20 protein-coding genes are annotated in these 24,324 nt (G+C 47.1%); 10 read left to right on the top strand and 10 right to left on the bottom strand.

Features of this window, described 5'->3' with window-relative positions; all coding sequences use genetic code 11:
• Window positions 1-12: 12 nt before the first annotated feature.
• Window positions 13-231, bottom strand: coding sequence for a DUF4327 family protein (locus MIC7113_RS07235; RefSeq protein WP_015181521.1), 219 nt, complete (start codon window positions 229-231; stop codon window positions 13-15).
• A 1,251-nt stretch (window positions 232-1,482) separates the two neighbouring features.
• On the opposite strand from MIC7113_RS07235, the gene MIC7113_RS07240 reads away from it, so the two are divergent.
• Window positions 1,483-3,102 carry a polysaccharide biosynthesis protein gene (locus MIC7113_RS07240; RefSeq protein ID WP_015181522.1) on the top strand — a complete coding sequence of 540 codons (1,620 nt, stop codon included), beginning with the start codon at window positions 1,483-1,485 and terminating at the stop codon, window positions 3,100-3,102.
• A gap of 98 nt (window positions 3,103-3,200) precedes the next feature.
• Here MIC7113_RS07240 and cimA read toward each other — a convergent pair whose 3' ends face one another.
• Window positions 3,201-4,865 carry a citramalate synthase gene (cimA, locus tag MIC7113_RS07245; RefSeq protein ID WP_015181523.1) on the bottom strand — a complete coding sequence of 555 codons (1,665 nt, stop codon included), beginning with the start codon at window positions 4,863-4,865 and terminating at the stop codon, window positions 3,201-3,203.
• A gap of 133 nt (window positions 4,866-4,998) precedes the next feature.
• Between cimA and MIC7113_RS07250 the strand changes: the two genes are divergently transcribed.
• Window positions 4,999-5,337 (top strand): 2Fe-2S iron-sulfur cluster-binding protein, encoded by a 339-nt coding sequence (locus tag MIC7113_RS07250; protein ID WP_015181524.1) that lies wholly within the window; start codon window positions 4,999-5,001, stop codon window positions 5,335-5,337.
• Window positions 5,338-5,493: 156 nt separating this feature from the next.
• Here MIC7113_RS07250 and MIC7113_RS07255 read toward each other — a convergent pair whose 3' ends face one another.
• Window positions 5,494-5,736 (bottom strand): hypothetical protein, encoded by a 243-nt coding sequence (locus MIC7113_RS07255; RefSeq protein WP_015181525.1) that lies wholly within the window; start codon window positions 5,734-5,736, stop codon window positions 5,494-5,496.
• A 109-nt stretch (window positions 5,737-5,845) separates the two neighbouring features.
• Between MIC7113_RS07255 and MIC7113_RS07260 the strand changes: the two genes are divergently transcribed.
• Both MIC7113_RS07260 and MIC7113_RS07265 read left to right on the top strand, forming a co-directional pair.
• The gene (locus MIC7113_RS07260) at window positions 5,846-6,430 is read left to right on the top strand and encodes a hypothetical protein (RefSeq protein WP_015181526.1); all 585 of its coding nucleotides are present in this window, start codon (window positions 5,846-5,848) and stop codon (window positions 6,428-6,430) included.
• A gap of 141 nt (window positions 6,431-6,571) precedes the next feature.
• The gene (locus MIC7113_RS07265) at window positions 6,572-7,141 is read left to right on the top strand and encodes a Uma2 family endonuclease (protein ID WP_041780555.1); all 570 of its coding nucleotides are present in this window, start codon (window positions 6,572-6,574) and stop codon (window positions 7,139-7,141) included.
• A 58-nt stretch (window positions 7,142-7,199) separates the two neighbouring features.
• Here the strand turns inward: MIC7113_RS07265 and MIC7113_RS07270 are convergent, their stop codons facing one another.
• Window positions 7,200-8,486 (bottom strand): aminotransferase class V-fold PLP-dependent enzyme, encoded by a 1,287-nt coding sequence (locus MIC7113_RS07270; RefSeq protein ID WP_015181528.1) that lies wholly within the window; start codon window positions 8,484-8,486, stop codon window positions 7,200-7,202.
• Between the two features lie 148 nt (window positions 8,487-8,634).
• Here MIC7113_RS07270 and MIC7113_RS07275 point away from each other — a divergent pair, with 148 nt between their 5' ends.
• Window positions 8,635-9,390 carry an ABC transporter ATP-binding protein gene (locus MIC7113_RS07275; protein WP_015181529.1) on the top strand — a complete coding sequence of 252 codons (756 nt, stop codon included), beginning with the start codon at window positions 8,635-8,637 and terminating at the stop codon, window positions 9,388-9,390.
• Window positions 9,391-9,403: 13 nt separating this feature from the next.
• Here the strand turns inward: MIC7113_RS07275 and MIC7113_RS07280 are convergent, their stop codons facing one another.
• On the bottom strand, window positions 9,404-10,180 hold the full coding sequence (locus MIC7113_RS07280) for a response regulator transcription factor (RefSeq protein ID WP_015181530.1): 777 nt from the start codon (window positions 10,178-10,180) through the stop codon (window positions 9,404-9,406).
• A 509-nt stretch (window positions 10,181-10,689) separates the two neighbouring features.
• Between MIC7113_RS07280 and MIC7113_RS07285 the strand changes: the two genes are divergently transcribed.
• Window positions 10,690-10,947: a DUF6761 family protein gene (locus tag MIC7113_RS07285; protein ID WP_015181531.1), complete on the top strand. Its 258-nt coding sequence runs from the start codon at window positions 10,690-10,692 to the stop codon at window positions 10,945-10,947.
• A 323-nt stretch (window positions 10,948-11,270) separates the two neighbouring features.
• Here the strand turns inward: MIC7113_RS07285 and grxD are convergent, their stop codons facing one another.
• The 3 genes from grxD to MIC7113_RS07300 form a co-directional block, all read right to left on the bottom strand.
• Window positions 11,271-11,594, bottom strand: coding sequence for a Grx4 family monothiol glutaredoxin (gene grxD / locus MIC7113_RS07290; RefSeq protein WP_015181532.1), 324 nt, complete (start codon window positions 11,592-11,594; stop codon window positions 11,271-11,273).
• A gap of 82 nt (window positions 11,595-11,676) precedes the next feature.
• On the bottom strand, window positions 11,677-11,937 hold the full coding sequence (locus MIC7113_RS07295) for a BolA family protein (RefSeq protein ID WP_015181533.1): 261 nt from the start codon (window positions 11,935-11,937) through the stop codon (window positions 11,677-11,679).
• Between the two features lie 41 nt (window positions 11,938-11,978).
• Window positions 11,979-12,605 (bottom strand): hypothetical protein, encoded by a 627-nt coding sequence (locus MIC7113_RS07300; RefSeq protein WP_015181534.1) that lies wholly within the window; start codon window positions 12,603-12,605, stop codon window positions 11,979-11,981.
• A 193-nt stretch (window positions 12,606-12,798) separates the two neighbouring features.
• On the opposite strand from MIC7113_RS07300, the gene MIC7113_RS07305 reads away from it, so the two are divergent.
• The 4 genes from MIC7113_RS07305 to MIC7113_RS33130 all read left to right on the top strand — a co-directional run bounded on the left by MIC7113_RS07305 (window position 12,799) and on the right by MIC7113_RS33130 (window position 21,925).
• Entirely contained in the window at window positions 12,799-14,913 is a 2,115-nt protein-coding gene (locus tag MIC7113_RS07305; protein WP_015181535.1) for a S8 family serine peptidase, read from the top strand.
• An 80-nt stretch (window positions 14,914-14,993) separates the two neighbouring features.
• Window positions 14,994-16,436 (top strand): DUF2079 domain-containing protein, encoded by a 1,443-nt coding sequence (locus MIC7113_RS07310; protein WP_015181536.1) that lies wholly within the window; start codon window positions 14,994-14,996, stop codon window positions 16,434-16,436.
• Window positions 16,437-16,471: 35 nt separating this feature from the next.
• A complete protein-coding gene (locus MIC7113_RS07315) occupies window positions 16,472-17,146 on the top strand; it encodes an acetoacetate decarboxylase family protein (protein WP_015181537.1) in 675 nt (224 codons plus the stop codon).
• A 582-nt stretch (window positions 17,147-17,728) separates the two neighbouring features.
• Window positions 17,729-21,925: a CHAT domain-containing protein gene (locus MIC7113_RS33130; RefSeq protein WP_155897956.1), complete on the top strand. Its 4,197-nt coding sequence runs from the start codon at window positions 17,729-17,731 to the stop codon at window positions 21,923-21,925.
• Window positions 21,926-22,003: 78 nt separating this feature from the next.
• Here MIC7113_RS33130 and MIC7113_RS07335 read toward each other — a convergent pair whose 3' ends face one another.
• The gene (locus MIC7113_RS07335; protein ID WP_015181539.1) at window positions 22,004-22,708 is read right to left on the bottom strand and encodes a metallophosphoesterase family protein; all 705 of its coding nucleotides are present in this window, start codon (window positions 22,706-22,708) and stop codon (window positions 22,004-22,006) included.
• Window positions 22,709-22,793: 85 nt separating this feature from the next.
• Window positions 22,794-24,236: a 1-acyl-sn-glycerol-3-phosphate acyltransferase gene (locus tag MIC7113_RS07340; protein WP_041780560.1), complete on the bottom strand. Its 1,443-nt coding sequence runs from the start codon at window positions 24,234-24,236 to the stop codon at window positions 22,794-22,796.
• Window positions 24,237-24,324 lie beyond the last annotated feature (88 nt).

Below are 24,324 nucleotides of genomic sequence, written 5' to 3' on the forward strand. Positions count from 1 at the left end.
TTCGTCACGTCTTTATTCTTCATCCCAGGCTTCCACCGCCAGTAAGTCTCCAATTGGATCTTGCATGGTGAAGCCAAATTCTAGGAGCTCTTTCTTCCAGTAAGACCATTCATCTCCATACAGCAGGGCGATTTTCCACAGGCTGTCGTTGGGCTTTATTATCTTGGATTCCACCAGAGAATGCACCTGACGCTGAAACTTCACCATTGGGTGAGTAACTTGCTGAGTCATACTTTCAATTAATTTGAAATTACTTTTGCAAATGCTTGAACTATAATGCTTCCTGATTTGGCTATTGCGCCGGTTCGTAGAGTCTTGTACGGCCAAGAAGCAATCATATACTCTTGTAGCGTATCTAGGGTAGAAGTGCAAGTTTTTTTGGCAAGGTGTACGGTAATTACTACCATCTGCCCTGAATGGCTGTGTTCCGCCTGTCTGGACATACAGTTGGACTCTCCTCTCCTTTGACTTGCACCCGCTCCACGCGACCGAGAACCGTTACAGAACTCACCCCGATCCAGTTTTCTGGAAGTACCAGCGCTGTCCGGAAGAGACCTAGTCGCACCAACTTGTGCTAGGGTTGAAGCCAGGTGACAGAACTCAGTACCCAATCTTCAGATTGGGCAGGGTTGGATCACTGACTCCATCAATGGGTTTTTCGTCTTTCACAATAGCGAAATTGTACGCGCTTGTTCTCCACCTTACGCTAGACTCCCTTGTTGCCCAACTCAAGTGTTGAACAATACAACAAGAAGCGTTGAGGAGATTGACACAATAGCAACCCCAGCCGTCTGCCTTATTAACTTCCACCATTCAGACTACCGCCAAACCTATGTTTAACGAAAGACGACTGGTTGAATAGGCTAAGCTGAATGTGACTAGAGCCTACACGCTCTGACCACTAGGGTAGTTATATAGTATTTGTACTCAAAAAGTCAAAAAGTTAGATGGTGTGTTTAAATAGCGTAAAATGCGTTATTTACGTCTCCTGTTCTTGGAAGGAAGCCTTTTTCTAAGGCTTGAAAACTTTTCATTTCCTAAAATTGCCGTTTTGTCAAGGAACCAATTGACCTGACTCAGTTAGGTAATAAGCCTTGAGAACCAGTAGGCTATTGGGAATCAAACGTCAATAATTTCAGAGAATAACTTATTTCACGGAAGGACAGCCTAAAGCTCTGGCTCTAAGATTCATAAGTTTAGTCTTTCAAGTAAACTCCATGCTCATTGCCCAATCTCCAAAGTAGGGAAAGCCTGAAAATTGCTAAAAATTAATTTAGGTGATCGGTGGACTTCACCCAAGCTTTATAGTTTTCTTGAAGAATATAAACATATATAAAAAATGAGTAAAGTAAGCCTCTATCAATTAGCAGATTTTCAAAAGTGTATATTATGATGTAAACAATTTTGTCGATCAAGGTAACCCTTGATCGATTAAATGTAGAGGGATCAGTTTGTTTTACTAACTTACAGGAGTTACTAAAAGTGAAGCCGGAATCCGACTTAGCCGTGGTGCCTGTTACCAGAAAATCCGAGGTCATTAAACGCCTACAAGAATTAGTGCCACCGGGTTTGCCGGAACCGCACGATCCTGAACTTCTTGCCAAACTCAAGACTTTAACTGTAGAACTGATCGAGGCTTATAAGGCAGAAGGACAACTCGAAGACGATCCCTTTGCCGATGTCCGCGATCGCACCATTCACCTCTATACATCTGAAGTTAGCGAAAAACTGAAAGGAAAAATTGCGCTTGTAACCGGTGGAGAGGGATGCGTTGGCAGCGACTTAGTCAAAAAGCTGGTTGAACTCGGTGTCAAACATGTCATTTCTGTAGACAATGCCCGCTGCGGCTATTCATCAGAACCTAAACCCATCGCAGAGAAAAAGGAATCCGTCACCCACTATGCGGCTGATGTTCGCAACTATGATGCCCTCAACTCTATATTCGATGCAGAAAGACCAGAACTTGTCTTTCACTTAGCCGCCCAACGTCAACCCGGATTAGCGGAAAAAAAAGTCAGAGAAACAATCTCGACGAGCTTATTAGGAACAGAGAATATTATCAACCTCTGTGAAAAGTATGGCGTAGAGCAATGTGTATTCTCTTCCACAGGTAAAGCCTCTAGATACTTTACGGCTGAAGTGTACGCCGCTTCCAAGAAAATCGCGGAATGGCAATTTGCCCAAGCGGTGCAGCAGGGTAAAGTCACTTATTCAATGGTGCGCTTTACCCATACCCTAGATAACAGCTTAGTCTCTTTTCAAATTGACGAGAAAATTAAAGTTGGGCCGGTCATTAATGTCCATGCGCCTCATCGCTATCTAACCGCCCAGAATTTGAGCGAAGCGCGTCATTTACTGCTGAATGCCTTAATTTTCTCTAAGCCTGACCAACTGAAATTCTTCACCGTCACTAATTTAGGTTGGCCTACAGAAACCCTAGAGATGATTCTCTACAAAATTGTCCAGTCTGGCAAGGGATGGCCTATTTACTTCCAAGGATTACAACCGGGCTATGAAGAGCCATTTTTCCTGGGTCAATTTGACTACGGTAATCCCACAGACATCCATTTGTTGATTAACACTTTAGAAGACCCATACCGTAGCAAAGACCCTTCTGGAGATACCATTATTGCCGAACTGGCTCCCTTCTCCAATGAAATTCTAGACAAGCATCTGGCTGCCCTGAAAGCGCTAGTGAATGACCTAGATTTAACAGAAGAACAGCTAAAGCCATGTCTAGCAGAAGCAATTCGAGAAATTACCAGTTCTATTTGTGCCAAAGCCTCTCCCCAGGCACTTTTGAAAATTTTGAAGTGGGGGATCAACCCTAAACGGGTTAAAGCGGGAGAGATTGAGGTACCGAAACAGAAAGATATTTTAGCCTTACTTGCCAAAAACTTGTATGGAAGACTCTCCCTAGACGTTTTGAACACATCAATTGTCAAGGCTGATGAGTTTGCCGAATTAGTTGAAATTTTGGCAACATTACCAGGTTTGGAAACAGAGGTTGCCTATATGCGGGCTGCCGCTAAAGAATGGAAAAATGTGGCTCAAAGTCAGGCGACAGAAAATGTCAAGCAAAAGGATTTGGTAACGCAATAACCAAAAACTTCTAGTCAATTCAGATCTGGCACCCAGCTTTTTACCCCTCCCCAACCCTCTCCTCACTATAGCTCCGGTTATCAAGGGGAGGGGGTATTTTACTGCACCGACGCTTTAGAACTTTCGCTCACAGGCAATCGGCTTTCAGGCTTTCCTGAAGACTGCAACAATAAACCATATTCAATTCCCTCCACCACCGCTTGATAGGACGCCTCCAGGATATTCGGGGAAACGCCTACCGTCGTCCACCGCTTTTGACCATTACTCGATTCAATCAACACACGAGTCTTGGCAGACGTACCCGCACCACCATCCAAAATCCGTACTTTATAGTCGGTTAACTGAAACTGGGCAATTTCTGGATAAAAGTTCTGGAGGGCTTTGCGTAAGGCAGCATCCAGGGCGGAAACCGGGCCATTTCCCTCGGCGGCTTCTAGGATATCTTTGCCATTGACAGTAACTTTGATTGTGGCAAGAGCATTACTGTAATCACCGCTAATGCTTTGCAACATATCGCAATGTACCTGAAAACCCTTTAGTTCAAAAAACTGCTGCCGATATCCCAACGCTTCGCGCATGAGTAAGTCAAAACTAGCTTCTGCTGCCTCAAATTGATAGCCTTCACTTTCCAATCCTTTAAGGCGTTCTAAAATTTGACGACAGGCGGGGTCTTTTTTGTTGAGTTCATGACCGAAAGTCCGCGCTTTTGCCAAAACGTTACTCAGTCCGGACTGGTCAGAAATCACGATTCGGCGTTGGTTTCCAATCGTTTCAGGTTCGATATGTTCGTAAGTTAGGGGGTTTCGTTCCACTGCCGAGACATGGATGCCGCCTTTGTGAGCAAACGCCGAACGTCCTACAAAGGGCGCGTGGTCATCGGGAGCTAGATTCACGACTTCGCTAATCAGGCGACTGGCTTGGGTCAGTTTCGCGAGTTGCTCATCCTGGATACAACGGTAGCCTAGCTTGAGCTGCAAGTTGGGAATCAGAGAGCAAAGATTCGCATTGCCGCAGCGTTCGCCGTAACCGTTGATGGTTCCCTGCACCATGCGGACGCCCTCTAAAACACCCGCCAGAGCATTTGCGATCGCTGTATCTGAGTCATTATGAGTATGAATACCTAATAAAGGTTGCGGGTTTGAACTTTCAACCTTCAACGCTTCTCGAACCTCTCGAACAATTTGCCCAATTTCATGAGGCAGGGTGCCACCATTCGTGTCACACAACACGAGCCATTCTGCACCGGCCTGGAGTGCGGCATCAAGCGTCTGGAGGGCATAGTCAGGATTTTGCTTGTAGCCATCAAACCAGTGTTCAGCATCGTAAATTACCCGACGCCCTTGGCTCCGGAGATACTCAATCGAGTCTTTAATCATTGCCAAGTTCTCCTCCAGCGTCGTCTGTAGCCCTTCTGTAACGTGGAGATCCCACGATTTTCCAAAAAGAGTCACCCAGCGAGTGCCTGCTGCCAGAATCGCTTGCAGCATCGGGTCATCGGCGGCGGCAATATTAGGGCGTCGCGTTGAGCAAAAGGCTACGACTTCCGCCTGAGTCAGGGGTTCTTCCTTGATTTGCCAGAAAAATTGCACGTCTTTCGGGTTTGCCCCCGGCCATCCACCCTCAATAAAGGGAATCCCCAACTGGTCAAGTTCTTTTGCAATTCGTAACTTGTCTTCTAAGGAAAGGGAAAGTCCTTCACGCTGGGAACCATCCCGTAACGTGGTGTCATAGATCCAGATGGGGGTAGAGGCTTGCGAGTTCATAGACGGGGAGAATGGTTGAGGTAAACGTAAAGAAATGTAAAATAAAGTTAGGGAAGGGTTTACATAAAGCCAAAAAATCTCCGATTTTTGACGTAACCCAACCTTCTTTTACAACAAATCAGGTCAAGGATCGATGCCTAAAGTAACAGCTCAAGGAAAGACTTTTGAATGTGAGCCGGGGAGCAATTTACGCCAAGTTTTACTGGAGCATGGAGTTGAACTGTATAACGGCAAGGCTAAGATCATCAACTGCATGGGCTTTGGTAGTTGTGGTACCTGTGCCGTCACAGTCGAAGGGGACGTGTCCGAACCGAATTGGAAGGATAAGGCGAGGCGCTCACTGCCTCCTCATTCTCCCACAGCCAATCGCCGCTTAGCCTGTCAGACTAAGGTTTTGGGCGATGTTCGCGTTACGAAATATGACGGCTTTTGGGGGCAAGGCGATAAGACGACATGGACGCCACAAACTTAGCCATTAGCCCTGCAAATAGGGGTTCAACTTGACCCTCATGAATGTTGAACCCCAAAAATTCTATCTCATCAGATTCAATTAGACATTTAGACGAGGACTACTGCTGTTTTGTGGAGAAATTCTTAAGGACTGAACTCAACGTTATGAAACGTTACCTTAAACACCAATAGTTGTAACTTTATTCAACGCAATCTTTTCGCGATAGTGTGCGTCAAACCAGCAACGGGGTAAGGTTTCACCCGACGGGAAAATCAGTTCTGACTTCATGAAGGTTTCGGGGTCTTGCATTTCTTCTCCTGCTTGCAGCCTGCCAATAATCTCAGGGCGGCAGGGATTATAAAGCTCTTCCAATGTCAGCACTTCTACTAAGACACCACTCGGTCTGTGTTCAAGTAACATACAGCCTCCTGAGTCGTTAAATCCTAACAACTTAAGATGTAGCATAAGTAACTCATAAAAGATGTCAAATACTGTTAAGTCAAGTCATAAAAAAACACAGTTTTTACCCATGCCATCTAACGTTGAAGCAGCATCGGATTTTGAACAGTCTTCCTGTTCTATTTTTTATATCTCTCCTTTAATTCGGATTACTTTAATATTGTTTTATTTCGCGCTAACTCTTCCTCTCCCGTTTTTGGCGCAGGTATCATCAACACCGATACCCCCTCTATTGTTGTGGGTGGGATTGGGTTTGGGTGCGATCGCATTATATGGCGCGTTGAGTGAACGGGTCATTGTGGAGAAGGAAAAAATTCAGGTGGCCTATCCGGTTTGGGTACCTCGTTTTTTCCGCAAAGGTTGGTCATTACCTTGGCAGGATGTCAAAGATTTGAAGATGCGAACAACGGGACAAGGGGGAATAGTTTATTACTTTCTCAGCCAGTCCTCAGATAAGGCTTATTTATTGCCGATGCGGGTGGTTGGATTTGCTCGATTAGTCAAGTTAGTCGAAAAATTTACTGGGATTGATACAACCGATGTTCGTCCCTTATCACAGCCTTGGATGTATCTGATTTTGTTGGGATTTTCACTATTGCTGCTGCTGACGGATGTATGGGTAATATGGACGGCAGTCAATTTGGGGAAAATTTAACCGAGTAGAACAACAGGATTGGATATCGGCGGCATTAATAGAAGTGCCAAAATGAAAAAAGCCCGTTACGAACCCCCAGAGTTAGGACTGACGCTGAGAGGTTTTTATGATGGGTTATTCAGCGGACATCATACTAATACCATGATCGCTTCCCCCCAACACCCCTACTTTACCGCCGACGAATACCTCCAACTGGAGGAAGAAAGCCCCGTCAAACACGAATACATCGACGGACAAATTTACGCGATGGCGGGAGCCAGCGACCCCCACGTTACCATTGCTGGAAACCTCTTTGCCCTCCTCCACAGTCACGTCCGAGGTTCTGGGTGCCGTGTCTACATCTCTGATATGAAAGCCCGAATTGAATCTCTCAATCGATTCTACTACCCCGATGTGATGGTCACTTGTGACTCCCGCGACCAAGAAACCCCCACCTATAAGCGATTTCCCACTCTGATTGTTGAAGTTTTATCCGACTCCACCGAAGCCTTCGACCGAGGTGATAAGTTTGCCGACTACCAAGAACTCCATAGCCTGCGCGAGTACGTCTTAATTAACACCAAACGCCAGCGCGTTGAAGTCTTCCGTCGCAACGATGAGGGGCTTTGGGTGTTGCAGTCCTACACGCCGGAACAGACCTCATTTCGTCTTGACAGTATTGATTTTGAGGGAACCTTAGATGCGCTTTACGAAGACGTAGTGTTTGGATAACTTGGCAAAGTTAGGACTTACGCAAAGCTTCTATTTGTAGGGTGTGTTTAATCAGGATTTATTGGATAGGTGTCTTAATAATGAGGTCGGTTGCTCTTGGTTGTGCTTGACTCAATCGAGAAGCCAGATAGAAGTCATTAACCTGTTTGGCAAGAGATTCAAGTTCCTGCTCCGGCAAGGATTCGCTCACAGGAAGGTAAAGAACCTGTTCGATCAGGCATTCTCCATTGAGGGGACTAAAAGCTGAGAGTGTGTCGTGCGATCGCAAATCCTTGATACAGGCTAAACTCGTATTTCCCCTGGTAGCATCAAACCCCTGTTTTCTGAGATTTGCCATCAGCAATTCTGGATTAGACACGAGTATAGGAACAACCCAAAACGAATGGTATTCAGCTTTGTGACCAGGGCAAAGTATCTCAGGCGCAAGCTGTGATAAAAAATTCCGCGCCTTCAACTCTCGCCGTTCAAACCATTGGGTGTTGCAATTTTTCAATCTTCGATTCAACAGAGATAACATCTGGTTTGGCGGACGATACCTAATTTTGGCAAGAATATCACCCTGCGTAAAACCACGTGTCAGAGAATTAATCACCCCATCCAGGTCGCAATCGAGTAACCTGAGAAAAGCTAGAAGCTGGGCATAAATTCCAGGAATTGAAAATAACTTCAACCCAAGATACTTCAGAACCCGTTTGAAGAACCAAAACTCACTCTTACAGGGATATTTCTCCTCCAGACTTTGCATTTTTTCAGCTAATGTTTTGTCGCGAATCAGAGTAACCGCTCCTCCCAGCGCCGTACAAGATTTGATGGGGCCAAAACTGAAAAAACTCACATCTGCCTCCTCATATCCGTAATATTTAGAGCCAGTAAACGCTTGGGCACAGTCTTCTACCAGCAGAAGGTTGTGTTTTTTACACAGTTGAGCGTAGGGTTCTAAATTAATAATGGAGCCAAATAAGTGAGCGACTAAAAACACGCGGCTTTTTTGGGAAATAAGACTTTCTAGTAACGGAAGGGAAGGAGTTAGTTTATCTAAAGAAATATCAACCGGAACCGGAACCAATCCATGCCGTTTCACCACTTCAACCATGTCCCGAATATTAACCGCACTCATTAAAACTTCCGACCCAGGTGGGAGGTTGAGTGACTGCAACATCAGAGCGAGAGATGTTCTAACCGAGAGAGTTACCAATACTTCTTTGTCACTTTTCCCAAAGGATTGAATTTCTCGGATATTTTGTTCTCGATTTGAGACGGAAAGGAAAGATAACAAGCTTGCGGCGAGATCGCTGAAGCTAATATGGAGCTGTAGTCTGGGATAAACGTTTAGCCTTGGTAACATACTCTATCTCCGACCTAACTCTGTTGCGCTGTGTTAAAGCCTATCGTCAATCCGTCCAATCCAGACGAAGCTCTTAGTAGCAGGGAAACAGTTGTCAATTAATGGGTTAATAAATGTAACCTAACGTTAGGGTTGAGGACAGCTAATTTTGGCAACAACACAGATTCCCCAATTGCGTGTAGAGCAAGTCAGTCTTGTTACAGCATTGGGTGGTCAATATTTACTGAATAATATTTCGTTTGAGGTGGCTACGGGTTCGCGCATCTGTATTATCGGGCCATCGGGGGCTGGGAAAACTTCGCTGCTGCGACTCTTAAACCGCCTGAGTGAGTTCAGTAGTGGAGCAATTTATCTAGAAAACCAGGATATTCGGACAATTCCTGTCCTCCAGTTACGACGACAGGTGATGCTGGTTTCTCAAGAACACAAACTCCTCGGCATGACGGTTCAGCAGGCGTTAGTTTACCCTTTGAGGTTGCAACAACTACCTCAACGACAGATTCAGGAACGCCTAGACGCTTATCGGGACTTACTCCATATCCCGGTTGACTGGTTAGAGCGAACAGAGTTACAACTTTCTGTAGGACAACGGCAGCTCGTTGCGATCGCTCGTGCCTTAATCGTCCAGCCTAAAATTCTCCTCCTTGATGAGCCAACCTCTGCCCTCGATGCGGGTCTTGCCTCTCACGTTCTCGGTGTCTTAGCGGACTTGGCGGCTAAGGATAACCTGTCAATTTTGATGGTCAATCATCAGCTAGATATAGCTCAGTTTTTTTGTCGCCGACTGTTGTATTTACAGAATGGTCAACTGCTTCAAGACACCCCATCTGAGCAAATTGACTGGAAACAGTTACGAGAAACTTTAGTGCAAGCGGAAGCTCAAGCGGCTCAAGAGTGGCTCTGAACAACCGCCAGGATTAAAACGCTCCCCTAGCTGCCACTCGCACAGGAGGACGCCCATTATTATTGTGAGTCGTCAGTTGTTCTGGTGTTGGGGTTTGATTCCCTTGAAGCAGCGAAGGATTGAACCGATAGCCGATGTTGCGAACGGTTTGAATTACGCTGGGTTGTCGGGGATCGATTTCAATTTTTTTGCGTAAAGAGAGAACATGAGTATCGATCGTGCGTGGGTTGTCAATGGCATCAGGCCAAGCACGACGCAGGAGTTCGGAGCGAGTTAAGGGACTTCCTTCCGCCTGTGCTAGTACATAGAGCAAACTAAATTCCTGGGGTGTCAGATCAATCAATTCGTCCTTAAAGCGGACACGACGCTGCACTAAGTCGATTTTGAGGTCGCCGTAGTCTAAAGACATGGGGGCATTTGTCACGCGCACACGCCGAATTAATGCCTCAACCCTTGCCATAAACTCTTGCATCCCAAAGGGCTTGCTCAGATAATCATCAGCCCCAGCTCTCAGACCTGTGACAATATCACCTTCTGTATTGCGGGCTGACAGCATTAAAATCAGCGACTGTCGTTGCTGCTGTAGCCAACGGCAAAACTCGATCCCATCCCCATCGGGTAAGTCAGAGTCCAGAATCACGAGAGTGGGTTGACGGTTATAGAACGTCTCTCTCGCTTGATGAATGCTTGCAGATTGATGAACCCAATGACCAGCTTGCTGTAAGTGCCAGCCAAGTAGCGATCGCAAGTGGGGGTTTCCCTCGATAATTTGAATACAAACCGTTGCCACAGCAACCTACTTCCTTCACGCGGTGCGTTTCAGGTTAACAGAGCTAATGTCAAGATTTTGTAACAAAGGCTACTTCACAAGGTTAAAGCTGGAAGGTTGAGTGTTGAAGTTCAAACCTGTAGAGAATCAGCAGTACAATAAAATTAATAAAGGTTAAAGTATCTTATCCCCCTGCGGGAACCGATGCCCTAGCCATCGATTTACAAACAAAGCTTCCGGATTGGCAACACAGTACCACTCGCAGGTTCTAACTTCGCCTGTAAAAGAACGACCTAACGATGTATTTACAACCAGACCTCATGATGAACCAATAACTACCTCTGTAGCGCTCCAGAACAATACGAAAGAGGTCTTATCTTACTCAAGTTAGGAGCAACTACAGTCTACCTCAGGCAAAATAAGAAGTAGGAGGACAGTTGGCAGCTAGCTGTAGTTGTTAGTTATTAATTATTCGGATTGACAGCTTGCCCCTCAAATCTTAAAATTCATAACTCAAAACTCTTTAGTCTATGCTTCAAGATACTCGCACCATACGCTACTACCAGCAGCTTACTGACGCTCTGGTTTATATGTGGAACCGGGGTTACCGCTATGATGACCTGCGGCTCTATGTAGATGGATACGTCGATGCCCTTCGGCACACTAACGCCCTTGAAATTTATCTGATCCACCGCTTGGAGGAAGAAGCTATGCGTTATCTGCGCGATCCATCTAACTTTGAACCGACGGCGATGCCGATGCCGGAACCGGAATCTGACTACTACTAAGTACCTGCACATTGGGGGGTATTTGTAAATAGACAGTTGGCTAATGTTCAACTGCCTATTTGCCTTTCGTCGTCAGATATTTAATCAGCCCAAAATATATTAACAGCTTATTAATATTTTTTTCACCATCGAGTCTTGAACAGCCAGTTTTGAGCCAACACTCATCCGGTGTTCAACAGAGCTTCACTTCCTAAAGCAAGTGGGTATTAGAGGTAACAAAGGATAAAAAAAGTCCGCTAAAGCGGACTTAAAAGCCTGATAGTAAATTTCCTGTGTAAGCCGAATAGCCACAAAGGAGTTTACCCTAAAATACACCTAGCTCTTTAGGAGGCTAAGGCCACTTCTACCAACTGCTGCAATTCACCTTGTTGATAAAGCTCAATCAGGACATCGGAGCCGCCGACAAACTCGCCATTGATATAGACTTGGGGAATCGTAGGCCAGTTGGAATATTCCTTGATGCCTTGGCGAATTTCGTAATCGTCCAACACGTCTACAGTTTCATAGGGTACGCCTAGCGTATTCAGAATCTGGACAACGTTATTGGAAAAACCACACTGAGGCATCAGTTTGTTGCCCTTCATGAAAACCAGAATCTTGTTCTGGCTCACTAAATTGTCAATCCGCTCTTTTACTTCTGGGTTCATCGTTTTCGCAAATGCTCCTGCTATCTTGTATAGCCTTAGTTTAGAGACTGTAGAGAGAACTCAACTCTAGCATTCTCGTCGTTTAAACAACTTGACCTGTCGCTTTCCAGGCTTCCGGGGTGTAGGTTTTGAGGGCTAAGGCATGAATCGCTTCCGTATCCATCGCCTGACGCACAGCCCCATAAACTAGCTGGTGCTGTTTTACCAGAGACTTGCCTTCAAACTGGGATGAAACGACAATGGCTTGAAGATGATCACCGCCACCGGTTAAATCTTGCACCTGCACTTGAGCATCGGGTATCCCGGCCTTAATCAAAGCCTCAACTTGCTGTAGGCTAATCATTGCAACTCCCGCTTCTGTTCAAACGTCTCACATATAATAATTTACTTATCAGGAGTCGTGGAGGAGGTAGACTCGCCACGGCGAGGTTTGGGATAGGGTGAATCCACAAAGCCTAACTCAAGCAGTTGCTGATAAGCTTTTTTACCCAAGTCACGGGTTGGGTTCTGAGAACGAATAATCTGAATCAACAAGGGTACTGCCAATTCGGGCTGATTTTGCGCCCGGTGTACCAGGGCTAGCTGATAGGTGGCTTCATCTCGCTTTTCAGCGGTTTCTAGGGCTTTTTTTCGCTGGGCTTCGTAAATCGGGTTATCGATTCCTGAGAAACTGGAAGACAGTTGTAAATGAAAAGTAGATAGCTGGTTGAAGACTTGACGTGCATCTTGGAGTTTTTTCGCAGCCAAAGGATAGTTCTGGCTACTAATGGCATTACTCGCCTCTTCCATCAAATTTTGCCCGCCTTGCAGACTCAGGATGCTGCCATCCTGATTCAAGGGTCGCATATTATTAGGATCGGTCAAGTCAGGTTGGGTATCACTGGCACCTTCTGGAAGCGCAGGCACAGAATTTTGAGCCTGTGCGGGTGGCAGCAATGCCAAAGCTGCTGTGAAAGGTAAACAGACTAGGCAGGAAAAGCCAAAGCTACGAACAGTTCCAGAGGAGACCATGAAAGAATTGTGGGGGTATTGGAATATAAAACGTATCTAAACTTTGGGTATCTTATCATTGCCAGACTGTGATTAAAGGTTCAGTTTTCTGGTATGGCAAGAGCCAAAGTCATGCGAGGGTTAGACTGAAATCACTGTCTGAAAGTTTCCTAACCTTCCAGATGTAAAATTTTGGACTTAAGGAGTATAACCGATGACCAGTCGTCCAGAGTCTTTACCAGAGGATTCTCACTCAACAGGGAGTGTCCCAGAACGAAGTGTAGGTGTACTTCTGCAACGGGGAGGTGAAGAACTGGCGATGGCGAAAGTGAGCGATCGCTTCACCGTTCGCCCCACCTCCGAAGCAGCAGGAGAAGCGTTAGTACAAGCGTTGTCTGCCGAATACGAACAAACTATTCCTCACGCCCACCTCGAAGAATTTAAAGTCGCCCCGAAGCAGCGAGATCAGGTGATGCAAGCCGCCAGGGAAAGTGATTCTAGCGTCTTTGTCAGTCATGTTTATCAACTCAGAAATAATCCAGAAACACTGATTTATCTGACCGATCAACTCACCATTCAATTTACTGAAGAAACAGAGGAGGAGGCGATCGCCAGCGTTGCCGCAGAATTTGGTCTTCAAACCGTCAAACCTGTGGATGGCATCCCCAACACTTTCGTCTTTCAACTCACCCCTAACGCCACAGAAAATCCGGTCAAAATCGCCAACCGACTCATGGGGCGTCCAGAAATTCTGATCGCTGAACCCGAAATTGTCATCCCCAAAGAAGCTCATTATCGCCCCAAAGACCCCTACTATCCGAAGCAATGGTATCTCAATCATTCGGGCGGCTCAATGCTGGCGGCAAATTCCCATATTCATGCCGAAAAAGCCTGGGATATTACCCGTGGCAATCGCTCGATTGTTGTCGCCGTCGCCGATGATGCCATTGACTTAAACCACTCAGATTTTCAGGGAACGGGCAAAATTGTCGCCCCCAAAGACTTTAAAGATAATGACTTCTTGCCACTGCCGGAAATCTCAGAAGAAAGTCATGGCACTGCCTGCGCGGGAATCGCTGTTGCGGAAGAAAACGGCGTGGGGATTGCGGGTGTTGCTCCGGGTTGTGCTTTGATGCCCATCCGCACAACTGGATTCCTGGATGATGACACGATTGAACAATTGTTTGACTATTGCATCGCCCAGAACGCCAGTGTCATTTCTTGCAGTTGGGGACCGGCTGCCGTTTACTTTCCCCTCTCCCTCCGCCAACGCGCTGCCCTCACTCGTGCTGCCACCAAAGGGCGTCAGGGGAAAGGTTGTGTCATTGTGTTTGCGGCGGGGAATGCCAATCGCCCTGTCAGTGGTACGGTTTATGAGAGAAGTTGGCCTAACGATTTGCTCAAAGGACCCACCAACTGGTTAGGTGGCTTCACGATTCATCCCGACGTGATTACCGTTTCCGCTTGTACCAGCCTGAGCAAAAAATCCGCTTATAGTAACTGGGGAACGAATGTCTCCGTCTGTGCTCCTAGCAACAACGCGCCGCCGGGAATGTGGTTTGAACGCACAGGCTATATCAGTACAGCACCCGAACTGACGGTGCCACTTCCAGGATTAGGGATGTTCAGCGCTGACTTAGTAGGGGCGCTAGGTTATGAATCAGGGGATTATGTGAGTACTTTTGGTGGTACCTCTAGTGCCTGTCCAGTTGTGGCTGGCGTTGCGGCACTGGTTCTCAGTGCTAACCCCGACCTCACAGCCCAAGAAGTCAAGCGTATTCTCCAAGAAACAGCGGATAAAATTGTTGACCGTGACGCCGATCCCCAGTTGGGGATGCGACTGGGTACTTACGATACGAACGGTCACTCTCAGTGGTTTGGCTATGGCAAAGTCAATGCCTTTAACGCCGTACAAGCCGCCCAACAAAAAACACCCCAAACTCCCCAATCCGGTATTCGGCGTGTCTCTGGACGCAATGACAACCGTGTGGCAATTCCTGATGACAACCCTCAAGGCGTTACGAGTACGATTCAAATCAATGATTCGGCAGCCGTGCGAGAGATTCAGGTTACTGTCGATATTCAACACGACTTTTTGGGAGATATTGAGGTAACTTTGAAAGCGCCCAATGGTCAGGTTGTTTTGTTGCAAAATCGCACGCTGGGTTCATTAACTCAGTTACAAAAAACCTATTCTGTGGAAACGACACCGGCCCTTAAGCAATTTCTGAATAAATCGGCGGCGGGGGTTTGGCAGTTGCAGGCGATCGATTATGCGCCGATGGATACGGGTATCCTCAAAAGCTGGGAATTAACGGTTGGCGTATAAGTAAGATAATTCAAAGCCTCTGTTTGTCTCTGTTTGTATAGTGGATAAGTCTTTCGTAGCCAGCCACGTTGGAACGTTTCATGCCAGAATTTCCGGTAAATGCTCGAAGAGCAAGTGCATATACCCTTCCCTCATTTTTAGGGAAGCTACAGATCAACTCTGTAGGTTGGATGATTGGCGTGAGTGCCTTAATTCTTTTCCTTTGCAGTAGCTTACGACACGTCCTGATCCAATCCACAGCCTACGATCTAGGATGGTTTGACCAAGCCATTTACTTAATTAGTCAGGGACAGCCACCGATTATTTCTTTCTCTGGAATGCATATTCTCGGAGGGCACGCTGAATGGATTGTTTATCTGCTGGCGGGCTTGTACAAAATTTACCCAACGGTTTACTGGCTATTTGCCGTGCAAGCCATTTCTTTAGCGATGGGTGCTTGGCCTACCTGGAGTTTAGCTCGTCAAGCCGGGTTAAAAGAATCTATTGCGATCGCAATGGCAGTGGTGTATCTGCTGTACCCCGTTGTTTTTAACGTAAATCTGTTCGATTTCCACCCGGAAGTGATGGCACTCCCAGTATTTCTGGCCGTCGTACTGGCAGCACGCTGCGACCGTGTGGGATGGTTTTGTGTGGGTATCGTCTTCATTTTGGGGTGTAGGGATGGTTTATCGCTGACTGTGGCGGCAATGGGTTTGTGGCTGCTGGTGTTTGAAAAGAAGCGTTTGTGTGGTGCTATTGCTCTTTTTGCAGGTGTTGCCTGGTTTTTAATTGCCACAAAAGTCATCATCCCCTCCTTCATCGGTAGTGGCCCGATCGCAGTGGCGCGTTATGCTGACTTAGGAAATTCACTTCCAGAAATTATCCTCAATCTCTTCCTGAAACCAGGGTTGGTGCTGAGCAAGGTCTTTACTTTGCCTAACCTGGAATATATAGTCCTGTTGTTGTCGCCAGTCATTTGGGGACTTTCACCCCAGCACCTGACGCCTTTGGTCGGTACAATTCCCACGTTGGCGATGAACTTTCTCACCGATTACCAACTTCAAAAAGATTTAATCCACCAGTATTCTGTTCCAGCGCTGCCTTTTTTATTGTTGGCAGTCATTTCAACGCTTGCCGATGGTAAGGGGTGGGTGCAAAGTAAGCGGGGAATCATTTTGTGGTCGTTGGTGGCGTTTATCGCTTTAGCCAAGTTTGGTTATTTTGGGTCTCGATATCTACAATCCCTTGATACATGGCAAGCAACGCGAGAGGCTATTGCTCAGATCCCAACCCAAAGCAGTATATTAGTCCCAGCTCATGTAGCTCCCCATCTATCCCACCGTCCCCGGTTTAAGCTGGCAATCAAAGGTTCTGAGTTAGCTGACTTAGCTGAATTTGAGTATGTCTTGCTAAATGGGCGTCATCCCGGCATCGATAGTTCTCCACAAGTGGTAGCCAAATTATTGGAGCGACTCCAAAAGACACCAACATTTCAATTAACCTATCTACGTGATGATGTTTATTTGTTTAAGAAAAAGGCTTAATACAACTAAATATGATCATTAATCATTGAATAAAGATGACGTACCCTAAGGCACCTTGGACACTTCAGGGCTATGCACTCCAAACCTGCCAGTTACTCGATGCTAAAAAAGTACGTCCATTTATCCCGCCACAGTTTGAACTCGTTTGTGTTTTGCCGGGAAAAACCGTAGGTGGGATTTATGTTTCTCATTACGGTACAGGGTCTGTATTGGAATATAGCGAACTCATCGTTATCGCTGGTTTAGTCAGCTATTCAGGCCAAATTGGGGGCTGGGTTTCCCATATTTATGTAGATAATGCTGATTCGGTGGCAGGGGGTCGAAATATTTGGGGATTACCGAAGGAATTAGCGGAATTTACTTGGGAGAAACAGAATTTTGCCAATACAGAGTATAAAAATCGCCTCCTAGTTCGTCAACAAGAACGAACCCTGTGCCAGTTTAGCTACAACCCACCCAACTTCGAGTTGCAGGTACCATTAAGTGCCAATGCTTTTAGCACGAAATCGGATTCTATTTTGTTATTTAAAAGTCATTTTGAGTCTCACATGAGCCTAATCGCGACACAATTGCAAGTACCGACGGAGAGTCCTTTTGCCAGTTTAGGCTTAGACCATCCTTGGTTAACACTTTGCTGGAATCAGTTGCGTTTGGTTGTTGGTTCGCCTGAAGCCGTTGGGTTGAGAGAACCTGTTGTCAGCCAGTTGTAAGACGAATGTGATCCCAAGGTAGTCGTCGGTATCAACATATCAATTCAATTGGCTAAGATGTACTAGTGCAGCGCGGCAGAAATAACCCACCAGTCCAAAAAGGTATAAAAAGCTTAGTGTACAAGCGTCCTTACCTTCTGCCTTCTTGCACTAGGTCAATAACTTACTGGTAATCCTGGCTCAGGCGACAAAGCGATAAGACCCGATCAGTCCTCTCCTCAAAGACCCGTTTGGTTGAGTTCGGTAAGCTGTCAAGTTTTCAAGTCACTAAATTGCACCCTAGAGAGGATAACTTGTGAGCATAAACAGGACTAAGCTAGCTTAAAATACTAGTGAAGTAGATAATATAAAAATTTTTTGCACTACAATCTGACAAACGGTCAGAACCGAAGTAGTGATTAAGTAACGAATGGGTGCAGTCTAACCGAATTTCTGTATTCCTGTAATTCGGAGGCTGGAGTTGATCTAACAGTGCGACACGTTGTAGCAACAGCGTGTTAAATCTCAAAAAACTAGGGGAAATGTCCTGTGTTTACAGTCAGCGGATGGCTGGTCACCAATCCTGCGAAAAGAAAAGATCCTATGATATCCAAAGGTCAACCGCTCTGTCCTTTGGGGATTAAGGTCAATTGGGTACACAAAGCCAAAAACATTGGTCTATCGCTGCTCCCTTGGGTTGTGTGCCTGATGTGTCCATGGAATATAGCGCAGGCACAATCCATCGTTCCAGCTTCCGATGGTACAGGTACTATTGTTACTCCTAACAACAATCCCCAGCAATTTGATATTCAAGGCGGCACTCAGTCAGGGGCAAATCTTTTCCACAGCTTCAGCCAGTTTGGTTTGGATCAAGGTCAGATTGCCAACTTCCTCTCTAACCCAACGATCCAGAATATTCTGACCCGCGTTACGGGGGGCAGTGCTTCTTATATTAACGGACTCATCCAAGTTACGGGCGGCAGTTCCAATCTCTACATCATGAACCCGGCGGGGATTGTGTTTGGCCCCAATGCCAGCTTGAACGTTCCAGCTTCGTTCACCGCGACTACAGCGACGGGTATTGGCCTTGATAATAATCAGTTATTCAGCGCCACCGAACCCAATAACTACGCGACCTTGGTCGGTCAACCTAGTAACTTCAACTTTGCCACATCCCAGACACCAGGGGCAGTGGTGAATATGGGTCAACTGAGTGTCAGCCAGGGGAACAACTTATCTTTGGTGGGCGGTACGGTAGTCAGTACGGGTCAATTAAATGCGCCAGGAGGACAAATTAACATTACGGCTGTTCCTGGTCAGAGTACAGTACTCCTGAGTGCCCCTGGGAACGTGCTCAGCCTAGAGGTTCCAGCCTCAGAAGTCTCCACGATCACTCCTAGTACCTTACCCCAGCTATTGACAGGCAGCGGTCAATCTACGGGTTTGGCAGTTAATAGTTCAGGTCAGGTAGAACTGACGGGGTCGAATATTCCCATCCACAACGGAGATGTGGTGATCAAAGGAAGTGTAACAGCCCAAACAGCCACGGTGTCCGCTCAAAATAATCTGATTTTAGTAGAAAGCCAGTTGCAAACAACAGGTGACTTGAATCTACTGGCGCAGAATACAGTGATGGTGAGAGATACAGCCACCAATCCTTTCCTCGCCCAGGCAGGAGGGAACCTTTATATTCAGGGTAATTACGAGATTGACATCCTGGCACTGAATACTCCATATATACCCCCCTTTCAAAGTGGTGGCAACTTGAGTTTTGTCAGTGATGGAATTATTTCTTTTGATAGTCACTCCCAGAGTGGGGGGAGTATCTTGTTTCACAACTTATCAGGCGGCCCCGCCAACGTCTACAGCTATTATGACCCCATCATTACCTCCGGAGGTAATATTGCCCTAGGCAACTACACAGGGGCGGCTCTCAAGGTAGATTCAGGTGGCACTATTACAGCCGGAGATATTACGATTACCCAACCGGATACTCTCTCGATTCCTACTACCGATCCAGATTATGTGATTTTGACCACTACTCCATCGCTGATTCTGAAGGCAGCAGGGAGCATTAATGTAGGGAATATCAATACTTCGGATCAAAGTGTAGGTGATGCTGGGCATGTGAGGTTGACCGCCCAAGGTAACATTACGACCGGCGATATCAACGCCAGAGATTTGGGTGCGGGAAATGCGGGTTCTGTCTCATTGTTATCCGCTGGGGGCAACATTCAAGTTGAAAATGTCAATACAACCAACCTGAACGCAGGCAATTCCGGTTCTATAACGATGATCGGCGCTGGCACCGTTACACACGGCGAATTGAATTGGAATAACTTTGGAACGGGAAATCAAGCAAGCAGCCCTGTAATCATGCAGAATCTAGGGGGCACCAACACTCCTCCACCAACAGGCGGTACGACGACTCCCCCACCAGGCGGCACAACTCCCCCACCAGGCGGCACAACGACTCCTCCACCAACGGGTGGTACCACAACTCCCCCACCAGGCGGCACAACTCCCCCACCAGGCGGTACCACAACTCCAACACCAACGGGCGGTACCACGACTCCAACACCACCAGGCGGCACAACGACTCCTCCACCAACGGGTGGTACCACAACTCCCCCACCAGGCGGCACAACTCCCCCACCAGGCGGCACAACGACTCCTCCACCAACGGGTGGTACCACAACTCCCCCACCAGGCGGTACCACAACTCCAACACCACCAGGCGGTACCACAACTCCAACACCACCAGGCGGTACCACAACTCCAACACCAACAGGTGGTACCACAACTCCAACACCAACGGGCGGTACCACAACTCCAACACCAACGGGCGGTACCACAACTCCAACACCAACGGGCGGTACCACAACTCCAACACCAACGGGCGGTACCACAACTCCAACACCAACGGGTGGTACCACAACTCCAACACCAACGGGCGGTACCACAACTCCAACACCAACAGGCGGTACCACAACTCCAACACCAACAGGCGGTACCACAACTCCAACACCAACAGGCGGTACCACAACTCCAACACCAACAGGTGGTACAACGACTCCAACACCAACGGGCGGTACCACAACTCCAACACCAACACCTACAGGCGGCAGTAAAACGACTCCTTCATCGGGTAGTACAACGACTACCTCCGGTGACAGTATCACTACTCCCGCCGGAGGTAGTAAAGATAATGCTTCTGGCGGAAGTACAAACAGTACTTCTAATACCTGTCTATCCTGTACGTCCACTGATAGCACTGTGACTACACCCAGTGGCATCGCAAATCATCAATCTAGTGCCACTACCAGCACGACATCCCGTAGCAGCACAGTGGCTACATCCGATGGCAGTACACCCAATTCACCCAATAGTGGTGGAGCAAATAATCCATCAGGGCAGGGGAATACTAATCATGTTCATCTGGGTGGAACCAGCGATTCGCCAACAACGAGCTCATCACCACAACAGTTAGTCGGGAACTCGTCTTCAAGTGAAGTGAAGCCTAATTTAGTGTCTTCTCTGGAAGAACCTTTGACAAATCAATTCGAGCAATATTTTGGGCACCCTGACAAGACTCCGACTGTAACTCTGGCAGACGCTCGTAATATTCTTCGTAAAGTGGAGAAAGCAACTGGCGTCAAACCCGCACTCATTTATGCAACCTTTGTGCCTCAACGGATTGTAGCCAATGGGGTAAGCAATGTATCAACTCCAGACCAAAACTCAAACCTTGAAACTCCAAATTCTTCATACCAGTTGGAATTAGTGTTGGTGACAGGGGAGGGTGAACCGATTCGTCGTCAAGTAACTGGAGCAACGCGAGAGAACGTTCTCCAAGTGGTTTATCAATTTCAGTCTGAAGTGACGAATGCTCAAAGTGGACGTGACTACGAGGCTCCTAGTAAACAACTCTATCAATGGCTAATCGCTCCTCTGGATGCTGAGATCAAAGCACGAGGTATCCAAAATCTGTCTTTCATCATGGATAGCGGCTTGCGATCTCTTCCCATCGCGGCTCTTTATGATGGTCAACAGTTTCTGGTTGAGAAATATAGCCTTGGCTTGATGCCTAGTCTCAGTCTGATTACTGATACGAACTACAAGAGCATTAAAGACTTACAAGTTCTGGCGATGGGAGCGTCAAAATTCCCAGAGAAAAGCCCTTTACCGGCGGTACCTGTCGAGTTATCGCTCATTACACCTTCTTTGTGGCAGGGCAAGGCATTCCTGAACGATAACTTTACCCTAGCGAATCTGAAGGAACAACGAGAGCAAAAGCCTTTTGGATTGATTCACCTGGCAACCCATGCCACCTTCCGTGCCGGAGCACCAGGCAACTCTTACATTGAATTTTGGGATACGAAGCTACAGCTAGACCAATTGCCTGGGCTAGGTTGGGGTAATCCACCTGTGGAGTTGTTGGTATTGAGCGCCTGTAAGACAGCGTTGGGAGATCAGCAAGCCGAGTTAGGTTTTGCGGGGTTAGCCGTACAAGCTGGGGTAAAATCAGCGATCGCATCCCTCTGGTCTGTGAGTGATGAAGGAACTTTAGCCCTCATGACACAGCTATACCAGCAGTTGAAAGTATCACCCATTAAAGCAGGAGCGCTGCAACAGGCACAAATAGCGATGCTCAGAGGGCAAGTTTCTCTCAAAGAAGGTAAGCTGTTTTCGGGTAAAGAGACTGTACCTTTACCACCAGAACTGGTCAAGCTAGGAACCCGGAATTTGACACATCCCTATTTTTGGGCTGGTTTTACGATGATTGGCAGTCCTTGGTAAGGAGGAATTTTAGATGGGATTGGAGTTTCTCCGACCAGTTTTGCCGCTAGTCATGGGAAAGGAAAATTAATCTCAAAACTAAAATCTAACATGAGTTGAATAGGCGGCAAACTGCTCAATCCAGGCTGTTCGTACACGACCGGCCTGATTCGCTTGCCAGATTTTACCACTGGTCACATCCAAACACGTTAACCAGCCCTTGCTGTAAACTCTCGTATCAATACAAATCGCGTGCCCCCGATTGACCGGCAAGCCACTTTTTTGACTCGTATGCCCACAAACCATGGTTTTGCCGGAAATGTGTGGGACTGGATTGCCAAATTTCTCCCAGAACAACATGCTTGCGGACTGCTTTGCTAGCGGTATATCGGGATGGACGTTGGCATGGACAAAAAAGTGAGTATCGGTTTCGTACCAGTCTACACAGACATTTTCTATAAAGTGCCAGTGGCGAGCGGGGATATCCTTAAGCTTAGCCACTTGGTTCGATTTCGAGTAAGATGTGAGCGTCTCTTTGCCACCCCGACAGCGCCATAGGGATTCCTCCCTACGACTGAAACGTGCCGCCAGCATCATCAGTTCATGATTGCCTCGTAACGCAACAAGCTGTCCTTTCTGGTGTAGTTTGATTAACCGATTCAGGATGCCTTTCGAGTTTGGCCCTCGGTCTACATAATCGCCAAGGGTGATGATAGTATCGGTTGGCTGTAGCTTAACCCTAGAGAGCAGGGTATCAAATGCTGTTGAGCATCCGTGAATATCGCCGATGGCAAGAATACGCATGGTTAACTTCGGTCAGATTCATCAATTTCAGTATTGGGCTTCAGGACTAAGCGCTTACTACAAACTGTGCGATCGCATCACCCCATTAGGCTTCTGACGAGATCAGCGATTCCATCGCTTTTTGCAGGTCTTCAGTGAGATCCGCCACCGCTTGTCGAGCACCCTGACGACTCGCCTGATACATAGGATAGCGTTCTGAAACCGATAGAGGCTGCCCAATGGTCATCTGTACCCGTTGTCGGCCTAAGCGAGGGCGCTGAAAAGGGCTATGACCCTTAATGCGAGTGACCATATCCCATAATAGTAAGGTCGTCTCAGCAAATCGCTCTACGGTAGGCTTTTCAATCACGTAGTAGCCAGTAACAGCCACAAACGTTTCCACTAAACGCATGTGCCACATCCGCAAGTTGGCTTCCTCCGCAATGCGATCGGCTAATCCTCTCTCCAAAGGAGAAATGGCTTTAACATTCTTCAACTCTTCTCGATAGATATAATTCCAGCCTGCTTGCTCTAACCGACGACAGCGATCAATTAAACTCCCCTTCGCAGACAAGTCAAAATACTCTTCGGCTACCTGTAGCGCCACGTTGAGTAAGGCTTGGAGGCGAACGGCTAACCCTTCATTGAGGTGGGTTGCTGACTCTGGGGAGGGAGGAGTGGTATCCCCTGTCACCGTTGGCAAGGTTTGATGATAGAAGCGAGTGTAAAACTCTTCCATGAACGACAATAAGCGATCGCTCAAACGATAAAGCCTGCAATAAAGCCAGTTTTGAGCTTTCGGGGTTAGGGTTTGAGTGGCAGGGGTTAACTCTAAGCTTCCCTCCTCAACGGGTAAACCACTCGCCGCTTCTAATTCGCTTAACAGCTTTTCTATGGCTTTCCAGGGCGCTTCAACGTAACGATACTGAATTCCGATGGGTAAAATGCACACCTCTTGGGTTCGATCTGCTTTGTGTACATCTTCAGCACACCAAAATCCAAATTGTGCAATCCCCGGTTCTAGGGGACTGATAATCTCATTATGTCCATTCGTCGCTCCTTCAGGGGAAGCCAACATCGGAAACTGACCATTGGCAAATAAGTGACGAATCGAGCGTAACCCCATCCAATCGGCCTTACCCCGCTGGATCGGAGTGCCACCCAATCGAGAATAGAGCCAAGCCATTTGTGAACCCGCCCACAGAGGAATGCCCCGATCATAAATAAAATGGCTATGAATGGGGGACTGTAACGATATCCCCTGTTGTTTGGCAACCTGGGGTACCAACCGCCACAGCAAGTGAGCCAGACAAAGGGGGTCATCAACACTGGGATGCCGAAACGCCATTAAGAAACGAATTTTACCCTCCTGAAACTGACGATATAAATCGACCAAAACCTCGACGTTGTCTGCTTCAATTTGGCTAATCGCTGTGTGCCGACGCCTCCACATCGGCAGCACTTGTTGGGCGACTCTTAGCACTAAGGGATTAAAATTCGGTGGGATAAATTCTAGAGGGGGCTGAGCCTGAATCATCAAATCTGGCAAGGGGGTTGTCTCCTGAGTGGCGATCAAATTGGGCAGCAGCACTCGTGTGACGCCGATGCTCCTAACATCACTACTGCACATCCTAAGA

Source organism: Allocoleopsis franciscana PCC 7113 (assembly GCF_000317515.1).
GTDB classification, from domain to species: domain Bacteria; phylum Cyanobacteriota; class Cyanobacteriia; order Cyanobacteriales; family Coleofasciculaceae; genus Allocoleopsis; species Allocoleopsis franciscana.

Coding starts and splice junctions, on each gene's coding strand:
- MIC7113_RS07235 (WP_015181521.1), bottom strand. CDS start 231: ATGACTCAGCAAGTTACTCACCCAATGGTGAAGTTTCAGCGTCAGGTG.
- cimA (WP_015181523.1), bottom strand. CDS start 4,865: ATGAACTCGCAAGCCTCTACCCCCATCTGGATCTATGACACCACGTTA.
- MIC7113_RS07250 (WP_015181524.1), top strand. CDS start 4,999: ATGCCTAAAGTAACAGCTCAAGGAAAGACTTTTGAATGTGAGCCGGGG.
- MIC7113_RS07255 (WP_015181525.1), bottom strand. CDS start 5,736: ATGTTACTTGAACACAGACCGAGTGGTGTCTTAGTAGAAGTGCTGACA.
- MIC7113_RS07260 (WP_015181526.1), top strand. CDS start 5,846: ATGCCATCTAACGTTGAAGCAGCATCGGATTTTGAACAGTCTTCCTGT.
- MIC7113_RS07265 (WP_041780555.1), top strand. CDS start 6,572: ATGATCGCTTCCCCCCAACACCCCTACTTTACCGCCGACGAATACCTC.
- MIC7113_RS07270 (WP_015181528.1), bottom strand. CDS start 8,486: ATGTTACCAAGGCTAAACGTTTATCCCAGACTACAGCTCCATATTAGC.
- MIC7113_RS07285 (WP_015181531.1), top strand. CDS start 10,690: ATGCTTCAAGATACTCGCACCATACGCTACTACCAGCAGCTTACTGAC.
- grxD (WP_015181532.1), bottom strand. CDS start 11,594: ATGAACCCAGAAGTAAAAGAGCGGATTGACAATTTAGTGAGCCAGAAC.
- MIC7113_RS07295 (WP_015181533.1), bottom strand. CDS start 11,937: ATGATTAGCCTACAGCAAGTTGAGGCTTTGATTAAGGCCGGGATACCC.
- MIC7113_RS07300 (WP_015181534.1), bottom strand. CDS start 12,605: ATGGTCTCCTCTGGAACTGTTCGTAGCTTTGGCTTTTCCTGCCTAGTC.
- MIC7113_RS07305 (WP_015181535.1), top strand. CDS start 12,799: ATGACCAGTCGTCCAGAGTCTTTACCAGAGGATTCTCACTCAACAGGG.
- MIC7113_RS07310 (WP_015181536.1), top strand. CDS start 14,994: ATGCCAGAATTTCCGGTAAATGCTCGAAGAGCAAGTGCATATACCCTT.
- MIC7113_RS07315 (WP_015181537.1), top strand. CDS start 16,472: ATGACGTACCCTAAGGCACCTTGGACACTTCAGGGCTATGCACTCCAA.
- MIC7113_RS33130 (WP_155897956.1), top strand. CDS start 17,729: ATGATATCCAAAGGTCAACCGCTCTGTCCTTTGGGGATTAAGGTCAAT.
- MIC7113_RS07335 (WP_015181539.1), bottom strand. CDS start 22,708: ATGCGTATTCTTGCCATCGGCGATATTCACGGATGCTCAACAGCATTT.